Origin of the sequence: Glycomyces arizonensis DSM 44726 (genome assembly GCF_000482705.1) — a bacterium.
Lineage (GTDB): Bacteria > Actinomycetota > Actinomycetes > Mycobacteriales > Micromonosporaceae > Glycomyces > Glycomyces arizonensis.
In genome coordinates, this window is the sequence record NZ_AXWO01000002.1 from 87617 (window position 1) to 100177 (window position 12561).

General features: G+C 70.0%; 9 protein-coding genes. 4 read left to right on the forward strand and 5 right to left on the reverse strand.

Annotated features, from left to right (window positions below):
* Window positions 1-4: 4 nt before the first annotated feature.
* The gene (locus tag H613_RS24070) at window positions 5-892 is read right to left on the reverse strand and encodes a carbohydrate kinase family protein (protein ID WP_245598461.1); all 888 of its coding nucleotides are present in this window, start codon (window positions 890-892) and stop codon (window positions 5-7) included.
* A gap of 200 nt (window positions 893-1092) precedes the next feature.
* On the opposite strand from H613_RS24070, the gene H613_RS0103130 reads away from it, so the two are divergent.
* Window positions 1093-1812 carry a DUF4245 family protein gene (locus H613_RS0103130; RefSeq protein WP_026922655.1) on the forward strand — a complete coding sequence of 240 codons (720 nt, stop codon included), beginning with the start codon at window positions 1093-1095 and terminating at the stop codon, window positions 1810-1812.
* Window positions 1813-2096: 284 nt separating this feature from the next.
* Here the strand turns inward: H613_RS0103130 and H613_RS0103135 are convergent, their stop codons facing one another.
* Complete coding sequence (locus H613_RS0103135) at window positions 2097-2315, reverse strand: exodeoxyribonuclease VII small subunit (RefSeq protein ID WP_026922656.1); 219 nt, start codon at window positions 2313-2315, stop codon at window positions 2097-2099.
* Window positions 2312-3514 carry an exodeoxyribonuclease VII large subunit gene (xseA, locus tag H613_RS0103140; protein ID WP_026922657.1) on the reverse strand — a complete coding sequence of 401 codons (1203 nt, stop codon included), beginning with the start codon at window positions 3512-3514 and terminating at the stop codon, window positions 2312-2314. Before xseA ends, H613_RS0103135 begins: the two co-directional genes overlap by 4 nt.
* A gap of 113 nt (window positions 3515-3627) precedes the next feature.
* On the opposite strand from xseA, the gene H613_RS0103145 reads away from it, so the two are divergent.
* Window positions 3628-4593 carry a 4-hydroxy-3-methylbut-2-enyl diphosphate reductase gene (locus tag H613_RS0103145; RefSeq protein ID WP_026922658.1) on the forward strand — a complete coding sequence of 322 codons (966 nt, stop codon included), beginning with the start codon at window positions 3628-3630 and terminating at the stop codon, window positions 4591-4593.
* Between the two features lie 35 nt (window positions 4594-4628).
* On the opposite strand, the gene H613_RS24075 is transcribed toward H613_RS0103145, so the two are convergent.
* Window positions 4629-5783, reverse strand: a complete 1155-nt coding sequence (locus H613_RS24075) for a DNA recombination protein RmuC (RefSeq protein WP_051392881.1) — start codon at window positions 5781-5783, stop codon at window positions 4629-4631.
* Between the two features lie 41 nt (window positions 5784-5824).
* Here H613_RS24075 and H613_RS0103155 point away from each other — a divergent pair, with 41 nt between their 5' ends.
* Window positions 5825-6586, forward strand: coding sequence for a hypothetical protein (locus tag H613_RS0103155; RefSeq protein ID WP_026922659.1), 762 nt, complete (start codon window positions 5825-5827; stop codon window positions 6584-6586).
* Window positions 6587-7236: 650 nt separating this feature from the next.
* Window positions 7237-10575, forward strand: a complete 3339-nt coding sequence (locus H613_RS24080; RefSeq protein ID WP_156925798.1) for a S8 family serine peptidase — start codon at window positions 7237-7239, stop codon at window positions 10573-10575.
* 382 nt (window positions 10576-10957) lie between these two features.
* On the opposite strand, the gene H613_RS0103165 is transcribed toward H613_RS24080, so the two are convergent.
* Window positions 10958-12556: an amidohydrolase family protein gene (locus tag H613_RS0103165; RefSeq protein WP_026922660.1), complete on the reverse strand. Its 1599-nt coding sequence runs from the start codon at window positions 12554-12556 to the stop codon at window positions 10958-10960.
* Between the last annotated feature and the right edge of the window lie 5 nt (window positions 12557-12561).

Here is a 12561-nt window from a genome sequence, read left to right on the forward strand (position 1 = left end):
CCTTTCAGGGCGCGCCGGGGACCGTGCACGCGTGGGCGGCGAGCTGTCCGGCGTACCGCAGCGCGGCGGCCACCACGGTCCGGTTGCCCCACGCGGCCATCCGGTCCAGGCGCATCCATCCGGCCGAGGTCAGCCAGCCCAGGAGTCCCGAGGTGAACGCGTCGCCCGCGCCGATCGTGTCGACCACGTCGACGGGCACCGCGGGCACCTCCGTCACGTGCTTGCGATGGAACGCCAGCGACCCGGCGTCGCCGAGGGTCACCACCACCAGCTCGGGCCCCAGTTCGAGCCACTCGTAGGCGATCTTGTCGACGTCGGTGTCCGGGTAGATCCGGCCCAGATCGCCTTCGGAGACGCGCACCAGGTTCGACAGGCCGACGAGCCGCTCGGTGCGCCTGCGCACCTCGTCGGCCTCTCCCATCGCCGACAGGTGCAGGTTCGGGTCGAACGTGACCGGCACGGCCTGCCTGGCCCGGTTCACCCAGTGCTCGATCACCTGCGCCGACGGCTCGATGTAGGCCGCGAGCGACCCGAAGTGGATCAGGTCGACGCGGGACGGGTCCGGCCACGGCAGCCGGCGGTGCTCCCAGGCGAAGTCGGCCGTCCCGGTGGTCCAGAAGTCGTAGTCGGCCCGGCCTTCGCCGTCGACGACCGCCAGCGCCAGCGTCGAGGGCCGGTCAGTGCGTTCCAGATAGTCGCGCCGCACCCCGGCGGCGATGTGGCGGCGCCATACCTGCCGCCCGAAGTGGTCGCCGCCGACCGACCCGACCAGGGCCGTGGGCACTCCGCGCCTCGCCAGTGTCACGGCCGTGTTCGCGGGTCCGCCGCCGCAGGTGGGGCGCAGCTGGCCCCCCGGTGCGGGCACGAGGTCGATCACGTTCTCGCCTGCCACGAGAATCAACGGGGACTCCTTCCGTCAAGGGCGGGCATATGGAGTTTCGGTGAGGGTGAGGTTATTGCAACGCAATTCGGGACCGTAGGGGCGGGTTATGGACAACTCGGTGTGCGGCGTTCCTCGGAGGGGAGAAAGGCGCGCCACCCTGCGGGCGGGGCGGTGCGGCCCGGTGCCCGGCGGTCGGTCACCATGGGGGCATGTCCAGCGATGACGTCAAGGCCGCGGCCGAGCCGACCGACACGGCGGCGCCCGCGAGCGGTACATCGACCTCCCTGGAGGCCCCCGACGCCCAGGAGGCTCCGGAGGATCTGGAGGCCTCCGAGTCACCGGAGGCTCCCGAGACCGCGGCGGACGACGCCGCGGAGGGGCCTGCGGCCTCTGCGGCTCCCGCGGGCCGTGCACCGGGCAAGCGGGTGAAGCCGCGGCGGATGCGCGACATGGCGATGTCGCTGGCGGTGCTGCTCGTGCCGCTGGGAATCTTCCTCTGGGCGTGGGACTGGGCGGCCGAGGACCGGCAGGTCAGTGTCGTCGATCCGAGCGAGGACTACATGGCCGCCGAGGGGCTCGGCATCGAGGTCGTGCGCCCTGAGCTGTCGGAGGAGTGGAAGCCGATCTCGAGCGTGCTGGCGGCGGACGCCGAGGCGGTCACGCTGCGCACCGGCTGGTACTCGCCGGACGGGTACGGCCTGCAGCTGGTGCAGACCACCGGGCCGGTCGACGACGTCGACGAGGAGCTGACCGGTTCCAGCGAGTCGATCGAGGCCGCCGGCCTGGAGTGGGACGCCTACGACACCGCCGAGGGCGAGGCATGGGTGACCGTGCTCGACGCTTCGACGGTGGTGCTCACCGCCGAACAGGACGCCATAGGTGAACTCCCCGAACTGGCCGAGGGCGTCGCAACGGCCCTGCCCGAGTGAACGGGCGACTAGACCATATAAGTTATAATCTATAACCACACGTATTTTATAGGATATAACTTATACTCTATAAGAATCTCTATGTAGGAAATATCCTATAACCTTGACCATGGCGCTGTTTTTGGGCGTCGGCGGCGAGCCTCGATCGTGCCGCCGCCGCCCTCATCGTCACCGGTGGTGTCGCGGCGGCGGGCTGTCCGTCGAAGGCGGTGGCGTGATCGCCGGCGGCGAATCGGGCGATCGCCCAATGGGGACCTGTAGGTTATATCTTATAGAATATAAGCTCAATCGTCGGTCTCTGCCGCAGTGCGGGCGTCCAGGCGTTCTCTGGCCCCTTCGAGATGGGCCTGGCACCGGTCGGCGAGGGCCTCGCCGCGTTCCCACAGCTGCAGGGACTCTTCGAGGGTGGCGCCGCCCGCTTCGAGTTGCTCCACGGTGGCGATGAGTTCGGCCCGGGCCTCCTCGTAGGTCAGGTTCTCCGTGCGGTTCGCGCTGTCGGTCATGGACCCTCTTCCTTCTCGGTGACGGCTGCTTGCAGACTGCCCGCGGCGAGGCGGACGTGGATGCGCTCGCCCGCGTCGGCGGCGTCGCGCAGGATCGCGCCGGTGCCCGAGTCCGCGACTATCGCATAGCCGCGGTCGAGTGTGGACTGCGGCGAGAGGGACCGCAATCGCGCCCGCAGGTGGCCCAGATCGTCCACCGAGCGCTCCAGGCGCGAGTCGATGCGGGCGCGCATCCGGTGGGTGAGGTTCTCGACCGCCTCCGCTCGCGATTCGAGCATCGTCCGGGGCCTGGCCAGGACCGGCCGGGCCCGCATCGCGGCGAGCCCGTCCTCCTCGCGCGTGAGCAGCGCGTTCAGGCTCTGGCGCAGTCTTGTGCGGCTGATGTTGAGGCCGCGCTGCTCCTCGGCGAGGTCCGGCACGACCTTCTTGCCCGCCTCGGTGGGCGTCGAGGCGCGCCAGTCGGCGATGTAGTCGAGGATCGGCGTGTCCGGCTCGTGCCCGATCGCCGAGACCACCGGCGTGGCGGCGTCGGCCACGGCGCGGCACAGCGTCTCGTCGGAGAACGGCAGCAGGTCCTCCATCGAGCCACCGCCGCGGGCGATGACGATGACCTCGATGTCCGGGTCCGCGTCGAGCTCGGCGAGCGCCGCGCACACCTCCGTGACCGCCCTTGGCCCCTGCACGGCGACCTCGCGGACGTCGAAGTCGGCGGCGGGCAGGCGCGCGCGGGCGTTCTTGAGCACGTCGCGCATCGCGTCCGAGGCCCGCCCCGTGATGAGCCCGATCCGATAGGGCAGGAACGGCAGCGGCTTCTTGCGGTCGGCCGAGAACAGGCCCTCGGCGGCCAAGAGCTTCTTGAGCCGCTCCAGGCGCGCGAGCAGCTCCCCGAGCCCGACCTGGCGGATCTCCCGCAGGTGCAGCGAGAGCGACCCGTTCTTGTCCCACCACTGCGCTTGGGCCCGCACGACGACCTGGGCGCCGTCCCGCAGCGGCGGATCGGCGGCCGCGGCGGCACCGGTGAAGTCGACGACCCGCATCGACACCTCCGCCGACGGGTCCCGCAGCGTCAGATAGACGGTGCGCCCGCGGTGGCTGATCTCAGTGATCTGCCCCTCGGTCCACACCTCGCCCAATCGCGCGACCCAGTCCCCGATCTTCTTGGAGACCACCCGCAGCGGCCACGGGTTCTCCGCGCTCATGGGCGCGTTCGGTCCGGTGCCGGTTCGTTGGGGTGCCCTGTGCGCTGCGTCGGTCACGCCGCCAGCCTAACGTTCGCCTGGGACAAAACCGGGTCGCCGGTTACCATCGAGGCGTGGCAGACCCCAAGCGAGTGTTGTTGGCCAAGCCCCGCGGCTACTGCGCGGGCGTGGACCGGGCCGTGGAGACCGTCGAGAAGGCGCTGGAGCTCTACGGCGCTCCCGTGTACGTCCGCAAGGAGATCGTGCACAACCGCCACGTCGTCGAGACCCTCCAGTCCAAGGGCGCGGTCTTCGTCGAGGAGAACGAGGAGGTGCCGCCCGGCTCGGTCGTCGTCTTCTCGGCCCACGGCGTCGCCCCCGAGGTCCACGAGCAGGCCGAGGAGCGGAGCCTGAAGGCCATCGACGCCACCTGCCCGCTGGTGACGAAGGTCCACCAGGAGGCCCGCCGCTTCGCCCGCGACGACTACGACATCCTGCTCATCGGCCACGAGGGCCACGAGGAGGTCGTCGGCACCTCCGGGGAGGCCCCCGAGCACATCCAGCTCGTCGACGGCCCCGACTCGGTCGACGCGGTGAAGGTCCGCGACCCCGAGAAGGTCGTGTGGCTCTCGCAGACGACGCTGTCGGTGGACGAGACGATGGAGACCGTCGACCGGCTCAAGAAGCGCCTGCCGATGCTCCAGAACCCGCCCAGTGATGACATATGTTATGCCACGCAGAACCGCCAGCAGGTCATCAAGGACATCGCCGCCGACTGCGACGTCGTGATCGTCGTCGGCTCGCAGAACTCCTCGAACTCCAAGCGGCTCGTGGAGGTCGCCGTCCAGCACGGCGCCGGCGCCGGGTACCTGGTCGACTTCGCGCACGAGATCGAGGAGTCCTGGTTGGACGACGCCGCCACTGTGGGCGTCTCGTCCGGTGCCTCGGTGCCGGACAACCTGGTCCGGGAAGTCCTGGACCACCTCGCCGAGCGCGGCTTCGGCGAGGTCGATGAGGTCGAGCCGGTCAGGGAGAAGATCACCTTCCAGCTGCCGCGCGAACTCGTCCGCGACCTGAAGGCCGCTGGGGCGAAGTTATAGGTTATAGGCCCGCGGGTGTTGCCGAGAGTGACGACTTACGGCTTGTAGGCGTCGCCGACGGCTTCCTGAGCAGTCTCCCAGACGGGTTTGCGAGCCGGGGTCACGACCGGCGCTATAGGTTCGGGCGGCGCCGCGGCCACCTCCAGTTCGCTGAAGCGCCGCGCCGTCACCATCAGCCGCGACTCGACGCTGGCCACCGCCGCGTTGTACGACCCCACCGCGGCCTCCAGCGACGACCCGAGCCGCGCGAAGTGGCCCGAGACCGTCGCCAGTCGCTCGTGGAGCTCCCGGCCGAGCTGGTGGACCTCCTTGGCGTGCGCGGCGAGGGCCTCCTGCCGCCACGTGTGCGCCACGGTGCGCAGCAGCACCATCAAGGTCGCCGGGGACGCCACCACCACGTTGCGCGCGAACGCGTCCTCCAGCAGCGCCGGATCGGACTTGAGCGCCCCGTCGAGGAACGCGTCGGCGGGCACGAACAGCACCACCATCTCCGGCGTGTCGTCGAAGGCCCGCCAATACTCCTTGCCCGCCAAGGACTCCACGTGCCGCCGCAGGTGCTTGGCGTGCGTGCGCAGCGACGCCTCGCGCGCGTGCTCGTCGTCGGCCTCGAGCGCCTCCAGGTACGCCTGGAGCGGCGCCTTCGCGTCCACGACGACGCACCGCCCGCCCGACAGCCGCACCACCAGGTCCGGGCGCACCGCCCGCCCGTCCACGGCCGAGGACAGCTGCTGGGAGAAGTCGCAGTGCTCGACCATCCCGGCCGCCTCCACCAGCCGCCGCAGCTGCACCTCGCCCCACTGGCCGCGCACCTGCGGCGAGCGCAGTGCGCCCAGCAGCCGCCCGGTCTGGTCACGCAGCTCCTCGGAGATGTCGGCGACGCCCGAGAGCTGGATGCGCAACTGCGCGTAGGCGTCCAGCCGCGCCCGTTCCACGTCGCCCAGGCGCGTCTCGTAGCGCGCCAGCGTCTCCGCGATCGGGGCGAGCACTTCGCCGACGGCGTGCCTAGAGTGGTCGGTGGCCTCGTAGGCCACGGTCTTCAGCTTGGCCTCCAGCCGTTCCTCGTTGTCGGCGGCCGCCTCGAGCCGGGCCGTCGCGCCCGCCAGCTCGGCCGCCTGCCGCGAGCGCCCCGCGAACCATCCGCCCGCCGCGCCCGCGGCCAGGCACACCACTGCCAGTAGGACCCAAGTCATACGGGACAGTCTAGGGGCGCCGGCGCGGGTAGGCTCGGTTCATGGAACTGTGGTTGACCTTGCTCGTCATCGCGATCGCGGTCATCGCCTTCGTGGTCTACACCAACAAGCGGCGCGCCGAGCGCGAGCTGGCCGACGCCGAGGCCGAGGCCAGGCGCCTGTACGAGCGCCTCGGCGGCCAGACCATGAACCTGAGCGCGCCGGGGGACAACCCGGCCGCGAGCCAGGCGCTGGCCGACGCGGGGGAGCGCTACACCGCCGCCGGGTCGCAGCTCGAGTCGGCCTCCAGCATCCGCCAGTACCGGCTGGCCTGCGAGACGGCCATCGAGGGACTCCACTACATCCGCGCCGGACGCGAGGCCATGGGCATCGACCCCGGGCCGGCGGTGCCCGAGCTGCCCGGCCAGCGCGGCACCGGCGCGCTCACCGAGCGGGTGTCGGCCGACGTCGAGGGCCGCTCGTACACCGGCTCGCCCACCCCTGACGACGAGAACCGCCACTACTACCCGGGTGGCAGGGTGGACGGGCGCCCCGTCCCGGCCGGCTGGTACAACACGCCGTGGTGGAAGCCCGCGCTCGCGGGGGTCGGCGGGGCCCTGGTCGGCGTGATGATCTTCGACGCGATGCTCGCCCCGGCGTATGCGGGCGGGATGGTCGAGGGCGCCGCGGCCGACGCGGGCGCCGATGGAGGCGACGCGGGCGGTGACACCGGTGACGCCGGTGACGGTGGTGACTTCGGCGGCGACGGCGGCGGCGATTTCGGAGGGGACTTCGGGGGCGACTTCGGCGGTTTCGACTTCTGACGCCGGTTCTCGAACCCCGAACGGGGTCATCCGGCCCGTCGGCCTGCCATCACCCGAACCGGGCGCCGCTGCGCGGCGGCAGGCCGCGCCTGCTTGCTGCGTTGCCAGGGCACCCCGAGGCGCCACCGGTATCCGGGCGCCCTTCCGTCCTCGCGGCGAGGCCGATTCAGGGCTCGCAAGCCTCGCCAAGGGGGCCGGTGAGTCGCGCACCGGCACTGCGAGCGGACAAGCGGACTCGGATACCGCGCTCCGCGCCCTGGGCGGATCGTGGACCGTCTGGCCGCCCGCGCAATACTTGAACCTTATTGTGATATTCATCACTATTCAATGTCCTTGAGGGTGTCTCGCGGCGTGCTCGCCGCGTCGCGCGCTGAGTCCTTTTTGTCCATTACGGACAGTAATGGCGCGAGCTAGGGGTGTCGATAAATTGACAAGCTTCTTATCTTTCGATGCGGTGCGCTCCGTTTCGGCCGCCTGTCCGTTACTTCCCTGAAGCGCGAACTTCCCCCCATGTGTGCAAAGTGGGGTCTTGTGCATTCTCGTGTGGACTGGCACGGTGGCTCGCGGGGAAACAAGTGTTCCCCGCCACACCCGAAGCGGCGGCGTCGGCAATCCCGGCGCCGAAGCCCCCCAACAGAACAGGAGCCGTCGTGACACAGTCACAACGATGGCGTCAAACGCTCGCGATCGCCTCCACAGGTGTGCTGGTATCGGCCTTCGCCGGTAGCGCCGCCTGGGCCGCCCCCGAGAGCGACGTCGACGCACTGATCGATCAGAAGGTCGACGCCGACCTCCTCGCCGCCATCGATGCCGAAGGCGAGGCCGAACTCTGGGTACGGTTCGAAGGAGCCCCCGACTACCACCCGGCCTTCAGCGCCGACGCCAAGACGGACAAGGGAACCGCCGCCGTAGAGGCGGCCAGGGAATTCGCCGAGGAGTCCCAGGCCGACGTGGCCGCCGCCCTCGACGACGCCGGAGCGGACTACGAGTCCTTCTGGGCCTCCTCCACCATCAAGGTCACCGGTGACGCCGACCTCCTCGCCGACATCGTCGCCTTCGACGAGGTCGCCGAAGTCGTCGAGGCCCCCGACTACAAGCTCATCGAGCCCGTGGCCATGGAGGTCGAACCCGAGACCACCGAATGGGGCCTGGACAACATCAACGTCCCCGACGTGTGGGACATGGGCTTCGACGGCTCCGGAGTCGTCATCGCCTCCATCGACACCGGCGTCGACTACACCCACCCGACGCTCGTCGACCACTACCGCGGCAACAACGGCGACGGCACCTTCACGCACGACTACAACTTCTACGACATCCAAGGCGTCTGTGACAGCGACGCCCCGTGCGACTACGACGGCCACGGCACCCACACCATGGGCACCATGGTCGGCGACGACGGCGAAGGCAACCAGATCGGCGTCGCCCCCGGCGCCGAGTGGATCGCCGTCAACGCCTGCTGCCCCGACGCCGAGACGCTTCTGGCGGCCGGGGAGTGGATCGCCGCGCCCACCGACTCCGAGGGGAACGACCCCGACCCGTCGAAGGCGCCCGACATCGTCAACAACTCCTGGGGCACCACCGACTCGATCGACGACCCGTTCTATGAGGACGTCATCGCCCTGTGGCACGCCGCCGGGATCATCCCGGTCTTCTCGTTGGGCAACAACGGGGAGTTCGGCTGCGAATCCGCCGGCTCTCCGGGCCTGTACCCCAACGTGATCGGCGTCGGCGCCTACGACGTCGACAACGTCATCGCCGACTTCTCCGCCCGCGGCCCCGGCCGCGACGGACAGGTCAAACCCGACCTGGCCGCGCCCGGCGTCAACGTCCGCTCCGCCTACCCGGGCGGCGGTTACGCCTACGGCGACGGCACCTCGATGGCCGCGCCGCACGTGGCCGGGACGATCGCGCTCATGCTGTCGGCCGCTCCCGCGCTCGAAGGCGACTTTGACGCCGTCTACGAGGCGCTCACCTCCACCGCTCACGCCACCGCCGACGACCAGTGCGGCGGCACCGAGGAGTTGAACAACGTCTACGGCCACGGCCGACTGGACGCGCTCGAAGCGGTGCTGGCCTCGCCGATCGGCGACACCGGCGCCGTCGAGGGCACCGTCACCGACGCCGAGGGCACGCCGATCGAGGACGCGACCGTCGCCTTCACCGGCGAGTTCTCCCGCTCCGCCACCACCGGCGCCGACGGTGCCTACAGCGTGCCGCGCCTGCCGGTGGGCACCTACGAGGTGACGGTCTCGAAGTTCGGCTACGAGGACGCCACCGGCTCGGTGACCGTGACCGTCGACGCGACCACCGCGTTCGACGCCACGCTCACCGCCGTGCCGTCCACCACGGTGACCGGCACCGTCGTCGACGGCTCGGGGCACGGCTGGCCGCTCGCGGCGACCGTCTCGACCACCGGCGGCGAGGTCTCGACGGTGACCGACCCGCTCACCGGCGAGTTCTCGATCACCCTCCCCGAAGGCGAGTGGGAGCTGGCCGTAGAGGCCGACTACCCCGGATACCAGGACGTCACGGTCGGCGTCGTCTCGGCGGCCGACACGCTGATCGAGGTCCCGATCGCCGAGGGCTGCATCGCCCCCGGTTACGCCTTGGGCCCCATCGGCACCGGCTTCGAGACCGAGGCGGCCCCGGCGGGCTGGAGCGTCGTCAACCGCGGCGTCGAGCCGTGGCGCTTCGACGACTTCGGCGACGAGGGGAACCGCACGCCCGGCTCGGGCGGGTTCGCGACGGCGAACTCCGACGCGCAGGGATCGGGCAGCAAGCTCATGGACACCGACCTCATCTCGCCGGTGTTCGACCTGTCGAGTGTGGACGACCCGACGCTGACGTTCGACACCGATTACTACCAGGGGTCCTATGACACCGAAGCGGACGTCGCGGTCTCGACCGACGGCGGCCGGACCTGGGCCGAGGCGTGGGCGTCCGACGGGAGCGCCCGCGACACCTCGATCTCGGTCGACCTGTCCGAATGGGCCGACGCCACCGAGGCCCGGGTCAAGTTCCACTACACCGACAACGAGGACTGGGCCTGGTGGTGGCAGATCGACAACGTCCTCGTCGGTGACGCCGCCGAATGCGCGCCGGTCGCGGGCGGACTCGTGCGCGGCACGGTGGCCGACATGGCCACCGGCGACCCGCTCGAAGGCGCCCGCGTCACGCACCTCGGCTCGGGCTACTCCGGGACCGCGGACGCGGACGGCGCTTATTGGACGTTCGCGGCCGGTAGCGGCGAGTCGGCGTTCGAGGCGGTCGTGGACGACTTCGGTTCCGCCGTCGAGACGGTCGAGATCGTTCCCGACGGGGTGACCACCGCGGACTTCGAGGTCGGCACCCCCGAGATCTCCGTCAGCTCCACGGCTCTGAACTCCTATGTGCAGCAGGGCAGTTCGTGGACACACAAGCTGAAGATCACCAACTCGGGCACCGCTGACGGGATCGTCTCGTTCGATGTCGGCGATGGCGGCTTCAGCATCATGGGCTACGGGAATCCGTCGGACACCTCGTGGCTGACCGTCGAGGCCGACTCCGTGACCGTGCCCGCAGGGGAGACGGTGACGGTGAACGTCAAGACGACCGCGACCGAGGAGTTCGGCGTCGACCAGCCGGGCACGTACACCGCCACGCTGTCGTTGAACGTGGTGAGCCCGTACGAGAAGCCGGTCATCGACGTGTCCATGCTGGTCGTTCCGAAGAACGAGCAGGGCAAGCTCGTCGGGACGGTGGAGAGCGCCGACTGCGACGGCGGGGAGACGCTGCTGGAGTCGGTGCAGGTCCAGATCCGCGAGTACGGCGGCGAGACGCTGCACCTGCTGACCGATGAGGAAGGCGGGTACTCGTACTGGTTGGACGACGGCACTTACACGGTGATCGTCTCGAAGGACGGGTACGCGGCCGACTTCGACATGGTCGAGGTGGAGGGCGGAACCACCAACGAGCTGCCGTTCACCTTGGAGGAGCTCAACTGCTAGGGAACTCCTGAACCGCTGGGCCCCGGCTGGAACGTCTGGGGCTCGGCATCGACCGGGTGCGGCGGCGCTGTGGAGGGCCGTCCTGGGGACTTCGTGACAACGGCTCGCCCCGCCGTCGCACCCGAGCGTCACTCGCAAGCTTATATCTTATAACACCCAAGAGAAATCCTATATGATATATCCTATAGAATCGGGGCGATGTGCTGACCGGGAGGTGGTGGCGGGCTGCCGGATTGGTGACGGCCTTGCGGGTTTCGCGTTCGATCTGGGCGCTGTGCCAGTTGGGTCGGAGCCGGGGCGCTCGGTGACGGTGCGGACTTCGGACGGGCCGTTGCCATCCGAGTAGGGCCGGTGCGCTCTGGCGCCCGGCCTCGAAGATCCCTCAGGCGCGGTCCCGGCGGCGCACCGATCTCCCCGCGAGCGCTTCGGTCCGCTTCCCATCGTCGATCGCGATCTGGCCGTTGACGAGCACGTATGGGATCCCCGCGGCCTGGCGGCGCGGTTCGTCGAACGTGGCTCGCGCGGCGACCGTATCGGGGTCGAACAGCACCAGGTCGGCGGCATTCCCCTCTGCGACGATCCCGCGGTCGGCCAAGCCGAGCCGCCGCGCCGGGCGGCCCGTCAGGTGCGCCACGCATTCCTCAAGCGAGAACAGACCAAGCTCGCGGCAGTAGTGCCCCAGATACCTCGCGAAGCTGCCCCACGCGCGCGGATGAATCCGATCGCCGTGCAGCACACCGTCGGTCGACCCGGTATGCGTCCCGTGTCGCATGATCAGCCGCACGTTCTCCTCATTGCCCACGTGCATCAGACACCCGGTGCCGAAATCGTCCTCGGCCAGGATGTCCAAGTAGAACTCGGCGGCCTCGGCGCCCGATGCCCGCGCCGCGTCGGCGACCGTGGACCCGACCACCTTCCTCAGCTCCGGCTTGGTGACACCGGAGATCTCGATCCGCGACCAGTCCACCGGCACGCCGTTCGCGCCGTCGGTGCCGACCTCGTCGAGTTCGTGGACGATCTGCGCGCGCGTTGTGGCGTTCGCGAGTCGATCGGCGAGCGCGCCGTAGCCGCCCTCGACCGACCAGCTCGGCAGCAGCGCCGCCAGCATTGTCATGCCCGGCAGATACGGATAGGTGTCCAGGCCGATGTCGAGACCTTCGTCCAGCCCTTCGTCGACGAGCTTCAGCAGCTCACCGGCGCGCCCGGCGTTGACCTCGTAGTTCATGGTGGCGTGCGCCAGATGCAGCGCGCACCTTGAGGCGCGGGCGATCGCGATCATCTCGGCGTAGCCTTCGAGCGCGCCCGCGCCGTAACTGCGCTGGTGCGGCCCGAAGTAACCGCCGTACCCGGCGACGACCTCGCACAGCGCGATGAGCTCGGCGGTGTCGGCGTACATGCCCGGCGCGTAGCCGAGTCCGGCCGACAGGCCCACCGCGCCCTCCTCCATGCCGGTCGCGACGAGCGCTCGCATGGTCCGCAGTTCGCTCTCGGTGGGCGGGCGGTCGTCCCAGCCCATGGCGAGCATGCGGACGGTGCCGTGGGGGACCAGATAGGCCGCGTTCGTCGGCGAACCCCGGTCGACCCTGTCGAGGTAGCCGCCGACCGAACGCCACGAGAAGTCCACGCCGTCAGGGCGGCCGTTCCAGGCGGCGATGGCCTCCCACATCTGCGGCGCGGTCACCTCGTCGACCGGCGCGTAGCTGAGCCCGTCCTGCCCGAGCACCTCCAGGGTGCAGCCCTGGCCGAGTTTGGCGAGGTGGTCGTGGTCGGTGAGGACGGCCAGCTCGGAGTGGGCGTGCATGTCGATGAAGCCGGGCGCGCACACCAGCCCTCCGGCGTCGATGACGCGCTTGCCGTCGAGCCGAGCGCCGGAGTGAGCGTCGAGTGCGGTGATGCGGCCGTCCTTGACGCCCACGTCGGCGCGGAACCGGGCGGCGCCGGTGCCGTCGACGATGTCGGCGCCGCGGATGACGACGTCCAGCTCAG